This is a genomic window from Agrobacterium sp. Ap1 (assembly GCF_017313375.1).
Classification (GTDB): domain Bacteria; phylum Pseudomonadota; class Alphaproteobacteria; order Rhizobiales; family Rhizobiaceae; genus Neorhizobium; species Neorhizobium cellulosilyticum.
Map to the genome: position 1 here is coordinate 65,500 of NZ_JAFLMY010000003.1, position 15,494 is coordinate 80,993.

The window sequence follows — 15,494 nt, forward strand, 5'->3', positions numbered from 1 at the left end:
CTCCATGGAGGCCGCATGCGCTCAAGCGATCACAAGAACCTGACATTTACCTGACATCGCTTGACGACAGTCATTCTTGCAGAAAACCAAGTAACGATGCCAGCTTTTTCAAGTCCTATTGATGTCGCAGTTCCTCGTTCCATTTCGAGATCAGTCGCGCCCGCTTCACCTGATCGAGATAGACCATCAGACCGAGGCTGACAGGCACCGGCTTCAACTGTCCGCCGAGCATTTCGCGCATCGTCGTCGCCGTATTGTTGCCGGCGACTTCCGGGCTGACGGCGGGGATCTGCAACTCGCGAGCCATGATCGTCTGCCCTTCTTTCGACATGAAGAATTCCAGGTACCGCTTGCCGAGATCGGCATTGGCCGCAGCCTGCGGAACGAGCCCGATGCGCGACATGACGACAGTATAATCCTTGGGTAGGACGATGCCGACATTCGGGTAACGCGAGGCCCAGTCGGCGGCATAGGAGCCGACGATATTGTAGCCGAGCAAAAACCGGCCATCGGCCACGCGTTCGAGGATCGCGCCGCTGGTCGAATAAAGCTTTACTCCCGCCGCGCCCATGGCGCGCACCACGGACCAGATATCGCCAAACTGTTCCTGGTCGCGTGACATGAAGAGAAAACCGACGCCGGAGCGCTCTATGTCATAGGTGCCGATCCGACCATGGACCGAATCGCCGTGTTTCTGCAGGAATTCGATGAATTCAGCCCGGCTGGCGGGTGGGGCCTCGTTCTTGAAGCTCGGCTTGTGATAAACGAAGACGGCCGGTTCGAAGGTGAGCGCATAGACGGTATTGCGCCAGTTCGCCCATTGCGGCCAGCGCCCGCTCATCGGCAGGTCGCTCGCCTGGGCATAGCCGTCATTGGCGAGTTTCACCTGCAGGTCCATGGCCGAGGAAAAGGCGAAGTCGGCTGTCTTTTTCCCCGCATCGGTCTCGCGCACGATCCGGTCGTAGATTTCGCCGGTCAGCATGTCCTCATAGGCGACCGCGACATCCGGATTGGCAGCCTGGAAACCGGCGATCATCGGCTTTGCAAGCCCCTCGTCCAGCGATGAATAGACGGTCAGCACTGCCGCATTCTGTTTGCCGGAGAGAGCCGGAAACATCAGCACATTCGCGGCGCTCGTTCCAGCCAGAAAGGCAGGACAGAGCCCGATGAGACCGAGACAAAGGAATGTAAGGCGCGTCATGTACTGACAATGCCTGAGGCCGAAGCCTGCGGCAAGCTGCCACGGGCGTGTCCGCCCGGCCACAGGAGCAACGCATTGTTCGAGCATCCTTGTTCGGCTGCTGCGACTGCCTACCTGATGCCGGTAATTCTTTCTCTGCCCCCAACGAGGTTCCTAATGTCTCTCTCGCTCTACGACGTCTCCGTGCCGGCCTTCCTGCGCGGCTTTGCCAATCTCACCGAAATCCTCAAGAAGGGCGAGGCCTTTGCCGACGAGAAGGGGATCGCCCACAAGGAGTTGCTCGAAGCTCGGCTGATCGAGGATATGCTGCCGCTGACCGGTCAGATCCAGCGTGCAAGCGACAGCGCCAAGTTCGTGCCGGTTCGTGTCGGCGGCGTCGAGAATGTGCCTTTTTCCGATGACGAATTGACGTTTGCTGATCTTCACGCGCGTATCGAAAAGACCGTTGCTTTCCTGAAAGATGTCGTGCCGGCCTCGATGGCGGATCGCGAGGATATCGAAGTGGTGCTGAAGACCCGGTCGGGCGAGACCATTTTTAACGGCAAGAGCTATGTGCTCGGGTTTGCGCTACCGAACTTCTATTTCCACGTCACGACCGCTTACGCGATCCTGCGCCACAAGGGCGTGCCGGTCGGCAAGATGGATTATCTCGGCCGTCCCTGACTATCAGCGCCTCGCCATCGTGACATCTCTCCGCTTCACCGATTATAGTCGGCGCTGAAGCGGAGGGATTTCGTGCGTATATTGCTGGTCGAGGATAATCTGGCTCTGGCCGAGGGCCTTCAGGCCATTCTTCGCAGTAGCGGTTATGTCGTTGATTTCGTCGCAGACGGCACCTCCGCAGAGGCCGCCGCCGCAGCTCAAGCCTATGATCTCGTTATTCTCGACCTCAACCTTCCGGAAATGGATGGTCTCGATGTACTGCGCGCCATGCGCGCCCGGCAGAACCGCGCGGCGGTGATGATTCTGACGGCGCGAGGCCTGCCGGAAGAGCGGGTACGCGGGCTCGATCTCGGTGCCGATGACTACATGATCAAGCCTTTCGATGTGCCGGAATTCGAGGCGCGTATCCGGGTTCTGCTGCGCCGCCAGGCGGGCCTGCGCAGCTCGGTTATCAGCCATGGTGGCGTCACTTTCGATCTGACATCTCGCACCTTTTCGTGCAGCGGCACGCCGCTCGACATTCCGGCCCGCGAGATCGCGCTGCTCGAACTGCTGTTCCTCAGAATGGGAAAAGTCGTCTCGAAGGAGGCGATCGTCGCCTCGCTCACCGGCTTCGACGACGACCTGTCGGCCAATGCCATCGAACAATATGTGAGCCGGCTAAGAAAAAGACTGCTGCCGCATGGGCTGACCGTGAAAACTGCCCGCGGCATTGGCTATTATCTCGAAGCCGCGAGGACCGCGCCATGACGGGCGCTGCCCTAAGCGCCTATTCCCTGCGCCGTCGCCTGCTTGCCTGGCTTCTGGTCTCCACGGCCGTAATCGGCGCGATCGCTATGATCGACACCTGGGACGAGGCGATCGATACCGCGAACGAGGTTTCGGACCGTGTTCTGGCAGGATCGGCGCTTGCCATCGCCGAACGGGTGATCGTTTCGGAAGACGGCTCGCTGGAGGTTGATATTCCCTATGTCGCATTGGAAATGCTGACATCCGCTGCGCAGGACCGTGTTTTCTATCGGGTCGACGGACCGCCTGGCACGTTCGTCACCGGTTACCAGAACCTGCCGTCGATCCAGCGACGCGAAGGGCAGGCGGCGGCCTTTGGTGATGCAGTCTTTCGCGGCGAGCCGATCCGGGTTGCGGCACTGGCGCGTTCAGCCTCTACCGGCATCAATTCGGTACCCTTTACCGTGACGGTAGCCGAGACGACGATTGCCCGCCAGCAGCTGACCCATGCGATTCTGTTACGGTCCGCGCTGCGTATCCTCTTCATGATCCTGGGGGCGGCGGCGATTGTCTGGGTTGCCGTCACGCTGTCGCTTCGGCCGCTCTACCGTTTCAGCGAGGCGCTCTCCGAGCGCAGTCCCGATGACCTGCATCCGATTACGGAACGGGTTCCGAACGAGGTTCAGGGCCTGGTCGATACGGTCAATTCCTTCATGGTGCGGCTCGAAGGTGCGCTCGATGCGCTTCGCCATTTCACCGGTAATGCCGGGCATCAGTTGCGCACCCCTCTCGCGATCGTCCGCACCCAGCTGACGCTTGCCAGGCGGTCAGGTGATCTGAGCGAGGTTCAGCAGGCGGCGGAAAAGGCGGATGAAGCCGTGGGCGATGCGGAGCGTATATTGGCCCAGCTTCTCCTCATGGCGCGGATTGATGCCGCCAGCCGTTCGACCGCAATGCGCGAAGTCGATCTCGTGGATCTGGCCCGTACCGTCACCGCCGAGCATGTGCCGCGTGCAGCCGAAGCGGGTATCGATCTCGGTTTCGAAGGAGAGGGAGAGGTGACGGCCATCGTCGAACCCATCCTGATCGGCGAACTGGTGAAAAACCTGGTTTCCAACGCGCTGCTTTATGCCGGTGCAGGTGCTGAGGTGACGGTGCGTGTTGCTGGCCAGCAAGGCGGAGCATGTGTTGAGGTTGAGGATAATGGGCCGGGCATCCCGCCTGATCGCCGCGAAACTGTGCTGAGGCGCTTCGAGCGCGGCGATGTAAGCGGGCAGGGGCGACCGGGAACCGGGTTGGGCCTTCCGATCGTGGAGGAAATCGCGCGGCTGCATGGTGCAAGCCTCAGCCTCGAAGATGGCGCTGGAGGCAAGGGTCTGAAGGTGCGCGTTGTTTTTTCGGTGACGGCCTAGGCAAGCCGCCAGCCCCTCATCCGTCTGCCACCACCTTCTCCCCGTTTACGGGGGAGAGGGCTAGGGTAAGGGGTAAATCCCAAATCTATGCTTGATAAACGCTGACGCCGCCGATCCATGTGCTCTGCGGGTGAAGGCTTGCGTCCAGCACCACAAAATCGGCATCGAAGCCGGGCTTGAGCGACCCCTTTTTATCCGCAATCTGGACGGCATCCGACGGATAGGCCGACGCCATTCGCAGCGCTTCCTCCAGCGGCAGCTCGAGCGTTTCGTGAACCAGCCGCACGCAGGCAGCCATGTCGATATCGGCGCCGGCAAGCGTGCCGTCGGCAAGCGTGAGACGGCCGTCATGGCGCAGGATTTCCCGGCCGTTGAGCGTAAACGATGTCATGTCTGTGCCGATCGGCGACATGGCGTCGGTCACGAGAAAGATCTTTCCCGGTCCGTTCTTGGCGCGCAGGGCTGCCGCCATCGCTGCCGGATGCACATGGATGCCGTCTGCGATCAGGCCGGCATGCAGGTTTCTCGTATCGAGTGCCGCGCCGACCATGCCCGGCTCGCGATGGCCGAGCGGGCTCATGGCGTTGAACAGATGGGTAACCGTCCGCGCTCCGGCGGTGGCATAGAGGCGAGCCGTGTCGTAGCTGGCTTCCGTATGGCCGAGGCTGACGGTGATGGCGGCGCGCGCGAGCGTGTTGACCTGTTCGGGAGAAACGCTTTCCGGCGCGATCGTCACCATCAGCGCGTCGAGCGCCTCACCGCAGGAGAGGATCAATTCGAGGTCCTGCTCCTCCATCGGCCGGATCAGCGCCGGATCATGCGCGCCCTTGCGGGCAAGCGAAAGATGAGGGCCTTCCAGATGCAGGCCGAGAAAACCGGCAATACCCTGTTTCTTTGCCTCGATCCCGGCCGCGACCGTGCGGCTGGTGATCTCGAACGTGTCGGTAATCAGAGTCGGCAAAAGCGCCGTCGTGCCGAATTTTGCATGTGCGGCGCAGATCGTGGCGATGCCTTCGACGGTCGGCTCTTCATTGAGAAGCACCCCGCCGCCGCCATTCACCTGTAGATCGATGAAACCGGGTGCGATGATCTCACCGCCTTCGATCGTCTCCATATCCGCAGAGAGCAGATCGACCGGAAGAATGCCCGTAATCTTTCCGCCTTCGAAAATAACGGCGGCATCCTCATGCCAGCCCGAGCCGTCGAATACACGCTTGCCGATGAGAGCCTTTTGCTGGGTCATAGCGTTTCCGTGACCTTCTTCAGAGCTGTAGGCTGATCGGGATTAAAGCCCTTGGACCGGGACCATGCTTCGACGAAACCATAGAACGGTACGATCAGCGCCAGCGCATCGGTCAGCGGATGGCCGGTCGCGATGAAAGGCAGCTTGTTGGCGGCTTTCACCTCGCCGGATGTGGCGAAGGCCATAGCCCGTTTGCCGGCAAGGCTGTCGACGATCTCGACGATGGAAGCCTCGGCCGCATCGCGCGCGGCAAAGGCCAGCACCGGAAACCTGTCTTCCACCAAAGCCACCGGGCCGTGCAGCACCTCGGCTGCCGAATAGGCCTCGGCATGCATGTTGGAGGTTTCCTTGAATTTCAGCGCTGCTTCGCTGGCAATCGCCAGCGCCGGGCCGCGGCCGAGCATGTAGAGCGATTCCGCGTCACCAAGTTGACCGGAAAATTCGCTCCAGTCGAGCGTAACGGCTTTTGCCAGATGGTCCGGCAAAGCGCGAACCGCGGCCTTGAGCGCATCGTCGCCCGTCCATTCCGAAAGAAGGGCAAGACCGGCAACGATGGAATTGACAAAGGATTTTGTTGCCGCGACCGCAAGTTCGGGGCCGGCGTTGATATCGACTGCATGAAGCGATGCTTGCGTGATCGGCGAAGGAAGCGTGTTGGTGAGCGCGACGGTCACCGCACCGCTCTTGGTCGCCGCTTCAGCCATGGCGACGATGTCCGGGCTTTTGCCGGACTGCGAGATGGCGATTGCCGCTCCGCCGCCAAGCTTGAGGTCGGCGCCGTAGATCGAGGCGAGCGATGGTCCGAGCGAAGCGACTGGCCGGCCGGCCGTTAGTTCGATCGCGTATTTGATGAAGGTTGCGGCGTGATCGGAAGAGCCGCGGGCGATCGTCACGAGGAATGCCGGATCCTTGTCGCGGAGCGCTCGACCCGCCTTGGCAAGGTCTGCAGCCGATCGGTCGAGCAGTCGGGTCGCCGCTTCCGGTATCTCGTTGATCTCCTGGCGCATATGGGTCAGCATCTTGCAATCCTCGACTTGTCAGTTTTCTCCGAGCGAAAGCTCGGCCACGAAATCATAGGCGTCGCCGCGATAAAGCGAGCGCGTCAGTTCCACCACCCGGCCGGATGCCAGATAGGAAACCCGCTCGATAGAAAGGCCGGCGGCGTCGATCGGCACTTCCAGAAGCCCGGCATCGGTCTTTTTCATGTTGGTGGCGGAAATACGCTGGATGGCGCGCACCGGTCGCGCATTCTTTTTCTCGAGTTCGGCATAAAGCGAACCCGTGAGCGAAACCGGATCGGGCAGGAATTCGGCGGAAATGCTGGCCCGCTCGATTGCGAGCGGCATGTCGTTGCCGAAACGCAGGCGGCCGATCCGGGCGACCATCGTGCCGGGGGCGAGGCCCAGCATCATCATCTCTTCCGGCGAGGGATGAAAAAGCCCGCGCTCCAGCCATTCCGAGCGGGAAACAAGGCCGCGCCGCGCCATGTCCTCGGTAAACGAGGTGAGCTTGGTGAGCGGCTGCTCGACCCGCGACAGCGGCTTGACCACGAACGTGCCGGACCCGTGCTTGCGCGTAAGCAAGCCGTCCTTGACGAGATCGTCGACCGCCTTGCGCACAGTGACGCGGCTGACATTGGCATAGTCGGCAAGGTCGCGCTCGGCCGGCAAGGCGTCGCCATGGCCGAGCTTGCCGGAAAGAATGGCCTCTTCCAAGCTCTGGCGCAGTTTCAGGTAAAGCGGCCCCGACCCTGCCGATTGCAGGCCGTCGAGCGGCAGGATCGCGGTCAGCGTATCGCTCATGCGCGCACCTCCGCCTTGTCCGCATAAGCCTTCACTGCCAGCTCGACGGCACCCGTCAGTGCATCGGCACGCGGTTCGGAAAGGCGTGTCCGGTGCCGTTCGGAAAGATAGGGCGGATAAAGCGGTGCCAGGCCGCCGAGCAGGCAGAGCTTGCCCTTCGCTCCGGTAACGGCGCTGACTGCATCGAGCGCTTCGTCGACGCCGCTTGCGCCGGTTTTCAGAATTCGCAGCGCGGTCTGATCGTTCTGGCCCGCAAATTCGAACACTTTAGGCGTATAGCGGCCGAAATCACCCGGTTTTGCCAGCCGCGCGAAATCGACGATCAGTTCGGGATTGCCGTTGAATTCCTCAAGGATGGCTTGAGTCAGAGGGCTCACCGGCCGGATCTTGTCGAAGGCGAGCAGCGTTTCCTGCAGCGCCAGCTGGCCGAGCCTTGCGCCGCTACCGAGATCGCTGACCTGAAAACCCCAGCCGGCTATGGATTTGAACTGGCTCTGATCTCGAATGATATAGACGGTTCCTGTTCCCACGATGCCGATCGCACCATCTTCGTCGCCGATCGCCCCCTGCAGCGCGATCACGCCATCGGAAACGATCTGCGACGCCATGAAGGGCAGCCGCGCCGTGACATAGCCGACCGCATCACCGACATTGTTGCCGGCAAGCCCGAGAATGGCCGATGCCGAGGCAAGGTCTGGCGCCAGCCCGGCATCCTCGAAGGCGAGCCGTGCTGCTTCGACAATATGCCTGAGTGCAGTGTCGGGGTCGGTCAGGATATTGGACGCGCCGCTTTTGCCGCGGCCGAGCATGGTTCCGGCCTGATCGGCCAGTGCTGCCCGGCAGCTCGTCCCGCCGCCATCTATCCCGAGAATGTAGCCCGTCATTGGAACCTCCAGCATCGATGATACCAAAAAAATACCATTTACCAAGGGCGAAATGGCAGGAACGAGAAAATCGGCGATAATCGCCCGTTTTCCTTGATGTTTTAGCGAGTGTGCGGACCGATGCAGCCTTCGCTGGTAACGATTATTAATTTCTCGCTGGACAATTGGTATTTTTTTGGCATCATTTTGATAAGAGGGAGAAACGGATGAGCCAAAAAGCCACCGAAGCCAGACATGGGAATGCGGAAGGCCTCGATACGCGAGCGCCTGAGGACATTCTTGCGCTTCTGGCATCCGGCCAGCAGGACGCGGCCCGGACGGTCGATGCGGCCATCCCGGCCTTGGCTGAAGCCGCTGATCTTGTCGCGGATGCCCTGCGTTCCGGTGGAAAGCTCGTTTATGCTGCCGCCGGCAGTTCCGGCCTGATGGCGATGGCCGATGCGCTAGAGCTTCCGGGAACCTATGGCATTCCCCGCGAGCAGATCGTGCTTTTGCTGGCCGGTGGTCTATCGAGCCACGGTGAAATGCCGGGCGCTCCGGAAGACGATATGGCTCTGGCCGAAACGGATGCTGCGGTTATCGGGCAAGGCGATTGCGTGCTTGCCGTTTCCGCCAGCGGCTCCACCCCCTATGTCTTGAAGGTTGCCGAAATCGCCCTCAGCCGCGGCGCAAAGGTCGTGGCGATCGCCAATAATCCGGGTGCGCGCCTGTTCGACGGTGCGGGTGTCTCCGTCTTGCTCGAAACCCCGCCGGAAGTGGTGGCCGGTTCGACCCGCATGGGCGCCGGCACAGCCCAGAAACTGGCCTTCAACATGCTCTCCACGCTTGCGGCCATCAAGCTTGGCCATGTGCATGACGGCCATATGGTCAATTTGCGAGCCGATAACGAAAAACTGCGCATCCGCGCTGCCGTAATTGTGACCGAGATTGCCGGCATCGGCTTCGATGAGGCCCAAGAATTTTTTGCGCGTGCCGATGGCTCGGTAAAGGTCGCCGTGCTGCTGGCGGCCGGGGCTGCCGATGCGGCGGCTGCAAGAGAATTGCTGAATTGTTCCGGACAAGTGTTGAGGAAAGCACTGGCGGAACTGGACGTGACGGAAAATACCGTGAAATGCGCCGCAAGGCGCTAACAAACAGGGAGAACATCATGACCCGTCTACTGAAAGGCATGCTTTTCGCCACGACCATGTTTGCTCCGGCAGGCGCGGTTCTGGCGCAGGATGCATCGCTGACCATCGAAAGCTGGCGTAACGACGACCTGTCGATCTGGCAGGAAAAGCTGATCCCGGCCTTCGAGGCGAAGAACCCCGGCATCAAGGTGACCTTCGCACCGATGGCGCCGACCGAATACAATTCCGCCGTCAACGCCAAACTGGAAGCAGGCTCTGCCGGTGATCTCATCACCTGCCGCCCGTTCGACCTGTCGCTGGCCATGTTCCAGAAGGGCCAGCTCGCGCCGCTGAATGATCTCGACGGCATCAAGAATTTTTCCGATACGGCCAAGTCCGCATGGACCACCGACGACGGCAAGACGACCTTCTGCGTGCCGATGGCATCGGTCATCCACGGCTTCATCTACAACAAGAAGGCGTTCGAGGAACTGAAGGTCGAAGTGCCGAAGACCGAGGACGAGTTCTTCGCGCTCCTGGACAAGATTAAGGCGGACGGCAATTACATCCCTCTGGCCATGGGCACCAAGGACCAGTGGGAAGCCGCCACCATGGGCTATTACAATATCGGTCCGAACGACTGGAAGGGCGAGGAAGGCCGCAAGGCGCTGATCGCCGGCACCCAGAAGCTGACCGATGCTGACTGGGTCGAGCCCTACAAGACGCTCGCCAAGTGGAAGCCCTATCTCGGCGACGGTTTCGAAGCCCAGACCTATCCGGACAGCCAGAACCTCTTCACATTGGGCCGCGCCGCCATCTATCCGGCAGGTTCCTGGGAAATCGCGCCGTTCAAGGCGCAGGCCGATTTCGAAATGGGCGCCTTCCCGCCGCCGGTGAAGAAGGCCGGCGATACCTGCTACATTTCCGACCATAACGACATCGGCATCGGCCTGAATGCCAAGGGCAAGAACCCGGAAGCCGCGAAGAAATTCCTGGCCTGGGTCGCATCGCCGGAATTCGCCACGCTTTACGCCAACTCGCTGCCGGGCTTCTTCAGCCTGAATTCGACGGCGGTGAAGATGGAAGATCCGCTGGCGCAGGAATTCGTCTCCTGGCGCCAGAACTGCAAGCCGACCATCCGCCCGAGTGCGGCAATCGTCGGCCGCGGCCAGCCGAACCTCGATCTGGAAATGTGGCGCGTGTCTGCAAACGTCATCAACGGTACGCAGACGCCGGAACAGGCAGCGGCAGAGACCCAGAAGGGTCTGGACAGCTGGTACAAGCCGGCGAAGTAAGCTTCCACGAAGCTTATTTCTGTCGCACAGGCGGCCCCTCACCCTAACCCTCTCCCCGTAAACGGGGCGAGGGGACGTGGCTCACGCTACGTTGCGATTGGGCAAGACGGCGCGGCATATCTCCTTCTCCCCGCGAGCGGGGAGAAGGTGGCGGCAACTCGACGAGGGGCAGTCACATCCTCGACCTTGACAGCGAATAATCGGAACCGACCCATGAGCGACATCGACACTGCCGATCCTGAGATCGCTCCGATCAAGCGTCCCGCCCGCTGGCACATTCTCGTATTTCTGGCGCCGGCATTTCTTGTCTATACCGCGATCATGATATTGCCGCTGATCGAGACGCTGCGGCTGTCGCTCTATAATCTGGTCGATGGCGAGACCGTGTTTGTCGGCCTCGCCAATTTCGTCACGCTGTTTTCCGATGCACGGCTTGCAGCCAACTTCTGGAATGCCCTCGGCAACAACCTGATCTTCTTCGTCATCCATATGCTGGTGCAGAACCCGATCGGCGTCGCGCTTGCCGCCATGCTCTCGGTGTCGAAACTGCGCTTCGCCACCTTCTATCGCACCGCCATTTTCGTACCCACGCTTCTCTCCTTCGTTATCGTCGGCTTCATCTGGAAGCTGATCCTCTCGCCTATCTGGGGCATTGCGCCGGGTATGATGGATTGGGTCGGGCTGAAATGGATGTTCGCCCCTTGGCTCGGCAAACCGGAAAGCGCTCTGATCACCGTGTCGCTGATTTCCGTCTGGCAATATGTCGGCATCCCGATGATGCTGATCTATGCGGCACTGCTGAACATTCCCGACGAGGTGCTGGAAGCTGCCGAATGTGACGGCATTACTGGCTGGAGCCAGTTCTGGAAAATCAAGCTGCCGCTGATCCTGCCCTCGATCGGCATCATCTCGATCCTAACCTTCGTCGGCAATTTCAATGCTTTCGACCTGATCTATACGGTGCAGGGCGCGCTTGCCGGGCCGGATGGCTCGACCGATATCTTGGGCACGCTGCTCTATCGCACCTTCTTCGGCTTCCAGAACCAGATGGGCGACCGCTCAATGGGTGCGACGATCGCTACCGTGATGTTCCTGATCATCCTCGCCGGCGTTTCGCTTTATCTCTTCGTCATCCAGCGGCGCATGCGTCGCTATCAGTTCTGAGGAGGTCAAAGACGATGGCAACAGCCCGCACCTCATATTTGCGCACCGGACTGATCCATGTCGCGCTGATAAGCTACACTCTGATCGCGCTTTTCCCGGTATTCCTCACGCTGATCAATTCGTTCAAGAGCCGCAACGCCATCTTCCGCGAGCCAATGGCGATCCCGACGCCCTCGACCTTCAGCCTCGTCGGGTACGAGACTGTCCTGAAACAGGGCGATTTCATCGGTTATTTTCAGAACAGCCTGATCGTCACCGTCGTCTCGATCGCGTTCGTTTTGCTGTTTGGCGCCATGGCCGCCTTCGCGCTGTCGGAATATCGCTTTCGCGGCAACCTGCTGATGGGCCTCTATCTGGCGCTCGGAATCATGATCCCGATCCGGCTTGGCACCGTCGCCATCCTGCAGGGCATGGTCGCGGCCGGTCTCGTCAATACGCTGACGGCGCTGGTTCTGGTCTATACGGCGCAAGGGCTGCCGCTCGCCATCTTCATCCTGTCGGAATTCATGCGCACCGTTTCCGACGACCTGAAGAATGCCGGGCGCATCGACGGGCTGTCCGAATACGCGATCTTCTTCCGTCTCGTCCTGCCGCTGGTGCGGCCTGCGATGGCGACGGTTGCCGTCTTCACCATGATCCCGATCTGGAACGACCTCTGGTTCCCGCTGATCCTGGCACCGGGCGAGGAGACCAAGACGGTGACCTTGGGCGCACAGATGTTCATCGGCCAGTTCGTCACCAACTGGAATGCAGTGCTTTCTGCCCTGTCGCTCGCCATCCTTCCGGTTCTGGTTCTCTACGTCATCTTCTCACGCCAGCTGATCCGCGGCATCACCTCGGGAGCTGTCAAATGAGTTATATTGCAAAGCCCATCCGTGTCCTCGTTGCCGGCCTTGGCAATATGGGGCGCAGTCATGCGCTCGCCTATCACAACGATCCCGGCTTCGAGATTGTCGGGCTGGTCAATCGCTCGACGCCGAAGCTCGATCCGGCGCTCGAAGGCTACAAGATCCATCCGGATTTCCTGACCGCGCTTGAGGAGCTGAAACCCGATCTCTGCGCGATATGCACCTATTCCGACAGCCATGCGGATTATGCAGTTGCCGCTTTTGAGACCGGCTGCCACGTCTTTGTCGAAAAGCCTCTGGCGACCACGGTTGCAGATGCCGAACGCGTCGTGGCAGCCGCGAAGGCTTCTGGCAAAAAGCTGGTCATCGGCTACATTCTTCGCCACCACCCGTCCTGGATCCGGCTGATCGAAGAAGCGCGAAAGCTCGGCCCGCCCTATGTCTTCCGCATGAATCTCAACCAGCAGTCCTCTGGCCCGACCTGGGACGTGCATAAGGCGCTGATGAACACGACGCCGCCGATCGTCGATTGCGGCGTGCATTATGTCGATGTCATGTGCCAGATCACCGATGCGAAACCCGTCGAAGTGCGTGGCATGGGCCTGCGCCTCTCCGACGAGATCGCGCCGGACATGTATAATTACGGCCATCTGCAGGTGATCTTCGACGATAAATCCGTCGGCTGGTACGAGGCCGGCTGGGGACCGATGATCTCGGAAACCGCCTTCTTCGTGAAGGATGTCATGTCGCCAAAGGGCTCGGTGTCTATCGTCATGGACCCGAATGCAAAGTCGGACGATATCGACACGCATACCAAAACTTCGGTCATCCGCTTTCACAGCGCCGAAACGGGTCCAGACGGAAAGTTCTTGTCGCCCGACAAGGATATGAAAATGGCCGGTGAGCCGGGCCATCAGGAACTCTGCAATCTGGAACAGGCCTACATGCTGCGGGCCATCCACGAAGATATAGATCTCACCCGGCACATGGACGATGCGGTGCAATCGCTGAGGATCTGCCTTGCGGCGGACGAAAGCGCTCGCACGGGCAAGCCTGTCCATCTTTGACGCCGGTACGGAATTTTAAAGGAAGACGCTCTTGGGTTCGCTGCAACTGACATCCATCCGCAAGGCTTTCGGTGACCACGAGGTGCTGAAGGGCATTGATCTCGACGTCAAGGATGGCGAATTCGTCATCTTCGTAGGCCCGTCGGGTTGCGGCAAGTCCACGCTTTTGAGGGTCATCGCAGGCCTTGAAGACGCGTCCTCCGGTTCTATCCGTATCGACGGTCAGGAAGTGGCGACCGTGCCACCGGCCAAGCGCGGTATCGCCATGGTTTTCCAGTCCTATGCGCTTTATCCGCACCTGACGGTAAAGGACAATATGGGGCTTGGCCTGAAGCAGGCCGGCACACCGAAGGCGGAGATCGAGGAGCGTGTGACGAAGGCCTCTTCGATGCTGTCGCTTGACCCGTATCTCGCCCGTCGCCCGGCAGAGCTTTCCGGCGGTCAGCGCCAGCGCGTGGCGATCGGCCGCGCCATCGTGCGCGAACCGAGCCTGTTTCTCTTCGACGAGCCTTTGTCGAACCTCGATGCGGCATTGCGCGTCCAGACGCGGCTTGAGATTGCCCGCCTTCACCGACGCCTCAAGGCAACGATGATCTATGTCACCCATGACCAGGTCGAGGCGATGACGCTGGCCGATAAGATCGTGGTCCTGAACGCCGGTGCGATCGAGCAGGTCGGTTCGCCTATGGAACTATACAACCGGCCGGCCAACATCTTCGTCGCCGGTTTTATCGGTTCGCCGCAGATGAATTTCATCCCTGCGGAAAAGCTCGAGGAAAGTGGCTGCAAGACGATCGGCATCCGGCCGGAACATATCGCCCTGTCGCGCGATGCAGGCGATTGGAAGGGCAAGGTCGTTCATGCCGAACATCTCGGCGCCGATACCATCCTCTATCTCGAAACGGAGCAGGCGGGCCTTGTGACCGTGCGCCTGTTCGGTCAGCATCGCTATGGTGCCGACGATATTGTCTTCGCCACGCCGGACAAGGCTTTAATGCACCGGTTTGACGCAAACGATCGGGCAATCGCGTAAAACCTGCGCTCGTTACGGACATCACCGATCTGTGAGACCTGGACTTTGATCTCGATCGAGAACCTTATGCCGTCCTCTGCGTTAATAAGGCAGAGGAAAGGTCATGATAACAGCATCTGTACTGCTCATCACTTTCGGATTGTTCGGCACTCTGGTCGCATTGGTAATCCGCCAAAAAGCAATCGCATATTGGGACGATTATCGCGATGAATTTGCCTTGAGCGAACGCGCGCTTAAACGGCCTGCGAACACTCGCCAACATCTGCAGGCCGAATCGACCCGTCTTCGAAATCCTGCCCTTGCAAGGCGAAAAGCCGGCCGTGCCAGCGTGGCCCATGCGCATACGTTAAAGCATGTCTGAATTCTAGACTTATCGTTCGGGAGGATTTGGTGGAGCTAAGCGGGATCGAACCGCTGACCTCTTGCATGCCATGCAAGCGCTCTCCCAGCTGAGCTATAGCCCCATCAGGGTGGTCCGGTATTTTTCCGGTCCTGGGAAACTTCGAAGCGTTGTTTGCTCCGGAAGTGGCGGCTTATTACTTCGTGATTTTTGGAAGTGCAAGCCGAAAAATCAAACGCCCGACAATTTTTCTGAAATTGTCGGGCGTTAGCGTCAATTATTGTTCGTCGTCGTCGCCGCCGACACCGATGATGCCGGTCATGTCGTCGTCGTCTTCATCTTCCTGCTCGAGGAAGGTGTCGTCTTCGTCGTCGCCGATATCAACGTCATCGTCATCGCCGATATCCGGGATATCGTCGCCGCTGTTGTCGCCGTCGGCGTCTTCCAACGAAACGACTTCGGCTTCCTGGCTCTCGCTGTCGACTTCCTTGATGTCGTCCTCGTCTTCGGCTGCCTCTTCCATCTTGATGGCGGCGCTGTTTTCAGCAAAGAAAGACAGCGGCCAGGACTTGCCCGTATAGGGGGAGACGACCGGGTCACGGTTCAGGTCGTAGAACTTCTTTCCGGTATCCGGGTCGGTACGTTTGGTTCCGAGTTCCGCTTTTGCCACTGTTAAGCCTCATGAGCCGGCCGATCAGATCGGC

Annotated in this window: 16 protein-coding genes and 1 tRNA gene; 10 read left to right on the forward strand and 7 right to left on the reverse strand. The window is 60.0% G+C overall.

Annotated features, from left to right (window positions below):
- Positions 1 to 115: 115 nt before the first annotated feature.
- Positions 116 to 1,201 (reverse strand): ABC transporter substrate-binding protein, encoded by a 1,086-nt coding sequence (locus tag JZX87_RS06515; protein WP_206824701.1) that lies wholly within the window; start codon positions 1,199 to 1,201, stop codon positions 116 to 118.
- A gap of 156 nt (positions 1,202 to 1,357) precedes the next feature.
- On the opposite strand from JZX87_RS06515, the gene JZX87_RS06520 reads away from it, so the two are divergent.
- The 3 genes from JZX87_RS06520 to JZX87_RS06530 all read left to right on the forward strand — a co-directional run bounded on the left by JZX87_RS06520 (position 1,358) and on the right by JZX87_RS06530 (position 4,005).
- Complete coding sequence (locus tag JZX87_RS06520) at positions 1,358 to 1,864, forward strand: DUF1993 domain-containing protein (RefSeq protein ID WP_206824702.1); 507 nt, start codon at positions 1,358 to 1,360, stop codon at positions 1,862 to 1,864.
- A gap of 72 nt (positions 1,865 to 1,936) precedes the next feature.
- Positions 1,937 to 2,614, forward strand: coding sequence for a response regulator (locus JZX87_RS06525; protein WP_206824703.1), 678 nt, complete (start codon positions 1,937 to 1,939; stop codon positions 2,612 to 2,614).
- Entirely contained in the window at positions 2,611 to 4,005 is a 1,395-nt protein-coding gene (locus JZX87_RS06530) for a sensor histidine kinase (RefSeq protein WP_206824704.1), read from the forward strand. The genes JZX87_RS06525 and JZX87_RS06530 overlap by 4 nt, the downstream gene beginning before the upstream one ends.
- An 85-nt stretch (positions 4,006 to 4,090) precedes the next feature.
- Here the strand turns inward: JZX87_RS06530 and nagA are convergent, their stop codons facing one another.
- Genes nagA through JZX87_RS06550 form a run of 4 tightly spaced genes read right to left on the reverse strand, consistent with a single transcriptional unit; the run spans position 4,091 to position 7,934 of the window.
- Positions 4,091 to 5,248 carry an N-acetylglucosamine-6-phosphate deacetylase gene (nagA, locus tag JZX87_RS06535; RefSeq protein WP_206824710.1) on the reverse strand — a complete coding sequence of 386 codons (1,158 nt, stop codon included), beginning with the start codon at positions 5,246 to 5,248 and terminating at the stop codon, positions 4,091 to 4,093.
- Positions 5,245 to 6,267: an SIS domain-containing protein gene (locus JZX87_RS06540; protein WP_206824711.1), complete on the reverse strand. Its 1,023-nt coding sequence runs from the start codon at positions 6,265 to 6,267 to the stop codon at positions 5,245 to 5,247. The genes nagA and JZX87_RS06540 overlap by 4 nt, the downstream gene beginning before the upstream one ends.
- A gap of 18 nt (positions 6,268 to 6,285) precedes the next feature.
- Positions 6,286 to 7,050, reverse strand: coding sequence for a GntR family transcriptional regulator (locus JZX87_RS06545; RefSeq protein ID WP_148146236.1), 765 nt, complete (start codon positions 7,048 to 7,050; stop codon positions 6,286 to 6,288).
- The gene (locus JZX87_RS06550; RefSeq protein WP_206824713.1) at positions 7,047 to 7,934 is read right to left on the reverse strand and encodes a glucosamine kinase nucleotide-binding domain-containing protein; all 888 of its coding nucleotides are present in this window, start codon (positions 7,932 to 7,934) and stop codon (positions 7,047 to 7,049) included. The genes JZX87_RS06545 and JZX87_RS06550 overlap by 4 nt, the downstream gene beginning before the upstream one ends.
- A 206-nt stretch (positions 7,935 to 8,140) precedes the next feature.
- On the opposite strand from JZX87_RS06550, the gene JZX87_RS06555 reads away from it, so the two are divergent.
- The 7 genes from JZX87_RS06555 (at position 8,141) to JZX87_RS06585 (ending at position 14,811) form a co-directional block, all read left to right on the forward strand.
- Entirely contained in the window at positions 8,141 to 9,064 is a 924-nt protein-coding gene (locus JZX87_RS06555; protein ID WP_206824715.1) for an N-acetylmuramic acid 6-phosphate etherase, read from the forward strand.
- Between the two features lie 17 nt (positions 9,065 to 9,081).
- Complete coding sequence (locus JZX87_RS06560) at positions 9,082 to 10,338, forward strand: ABC transporter substrate-binding protein (RefSeq protein WP_206824717.1); 1,257 nt, start codon at positions 9,082 to 9,084, stop codon at positions 10,336 to 10,338.
- Between the two features lie 213 nt (positions 10,339 to 10,551).
- Positions 10,552 to 11,502: a carbohydrate ABC transporter permease gene (locus tag JZX87_RS06565; RefSeq protein ID WP_206824719.1), complete on the forward strand. Its 951-nt coding sequence runs from the start codon at positions 10,552 to 10,554 to the stop codon at positions 11,500 to 11,502.
- Positions 11,503 to 11,516: 14 nt separating this feature from the next.
- Positions 11,517 to 12,356 carry a carbohydrate ABC transporter permease gene (locus tag JZX87_RS06570; RefSeq protein WP_206824721.1) on the forward strand — a complete coding sequence of 280 codons (840 nt, stop codon included), beginning with the start codon at positions 11,517 to 11,519 and terminating at the stop codon, positions 12,354 to 12,356.
- Positions 12,353 to 13,417, forward strand: coding sequence for a Gfo/Idh/MocA family protein (locus tag JZX87_RS06575; protein ID WP_206824723.1), 1,065 nt, complete (start codon positions 12,353 to 12,355; stop codon positions 13,415 to 13,417). Before JZX87_RS06570 ends, JZX87_RS06575 begins: the two co-directional genes overlap by 4 nt.
- Positions 13,418 to 13,448: 31 nt before the next feature.
- Positions 13,449 to 14,450: an ABC transporter ATP-binding protein gene (locus JZX87_RS06580; RefSeq protein ID WP_206824725.1), complete on the forward strand. Its 1,002-nt coding sequence runs from the start codon at positions 13,449 to 13,451 to the stop codon at positions 14,448 to 14,450.
- A gap of 103 nt (positions 14,451 to 14,553) precedes the next feature.
- A complete protein-coding gene (locus JZX87_RS06585; RefSeq protein WP_206824727.1) occupies positions 14,554 to 14,811 on the forward strand; it encodes a hypothetical protein in 258 nt (85 codons plus the stop codon).
- 27 nt (positions 14,812 to 14,838) lie between these two features.
- Here the strand turns inward: JZX87_RS06585 and JZX87_RS06590 are convergent.
- Together JZX87_RS06590 and JZX87_RS06595 are read right to left on the reverse strand one after the other, a co-directional pair.
- Positions 14,839 to 14,914: transfer RNA gene (locus JZX87_RS06590), tRNA-Ala, on the reverse strand.
- 153 nt (positions 14,915 to 15,067) lie between these two features.
- Positions 15,068 to 15,460 (reverse strand): TIGR02300 family protein, encoded by a 393-nt coding sequence (locus JZX87_RS06595; RefSeq protein ID WP_148146227.1) that lies wholly within the window; start codon positions 15,458 to 15,460, stop codon positions 15,068 to 15,070.
- Positions 15,461 to 15,494 lie beyond the last annotated feature (34 nt).

Bases quoted from the DNA above. Each gene is read 5' to 3' on its own strand.
- JZX87_RS06570 (WP_206824721.1), top strand. From the start codon at position 11,517: ATGGCAACAGCCCGCACCTCATATTTGCGCACCGGACTGATCCATGTC.
- JZX87_RS06515 (WP_206824701.1), bottom strand. From the start codon at position 1,201: ATGACGCGCCTTACATTCCTTTGTCTCGGTCTCATCGGGCTCTGTCCT.
- JZX87_RS06575 (WP_206824723.1), top strand. From the start codon at position 12,353: ATGAGTTATATTGCAAAGCCCATCCGTGTCCTCGTTGCCGGCCTTGGC.
- JZX87_RS06585 (WP_206824727.1), top strand. From the start codon at position 14,554: ATGATAACAGCATCTGTACTGCTCATCACTTTCGGATTGTTCGGCACT.
- JZX87_RS06530 (WP_206824704.1), top strand. From the start codon at position 2,611: ATGACGGGCGCTGCCCTAAGCGCCTATTCCCTGCGCCGTCGCCTGCTT.
- JZX87_RS06555 (WP_206824715.1), top strand. From the start codon at position 8,141: ATGAGCCAAAAAGCCACCGAAGCCAGACATGGGAATGCGGAAGGCCTC.
- JZX87_RS06560 (WP_206824717.1), top strand. From the start codon at position 9,082: ATGACCCGTCTACTGAAAGGCATGCTTTTCGCCACGACCATGTTTGCT.
- JZX87_RS06550 (WP_206824713.1), bottom strand. From the start codon at position 7,934: ATGACGGGCTACATTCTCGGGATAGATGGCGGCGGGACGAGCTGCCGG.
- JZX87_RS06540 (WP_206824711.1), bottom strand. From the start codon at position 6,267: ATGCTGACCCATATGCGCCAGGAGATCAACGAGATACCGGAAGCGGCG.
- JZX87_RS06565 (WP_206824719.1), top strand. From the start codon at position 10,552: ATGAGCGACATCGACACTGCCGATCCTGAGATCGCTCCGATCAAGCGT.
- JZX87_RS06545 (WP_148146236.1), bottom strand. From the start codon at position 7,050: ATGAGCGATACGCTGACCGCGATCCTGCCGCTCGACGGCCTGCAATCG.
- JZX87_RS06520 (WP_206824702.1), top strand. From the start codon at position 1,358: ATGTCTCTCTCGCTCTACGACGTCTCCGTGCCGGCCTTCCTGCGCGGC.
- nagA (WP_206824710.1), bottom strand. From the start codon at position 5,248: ATGACCCAGCAAAAGGCTCTCATCGGCAAGCGTGTATTCGACGGCTCG.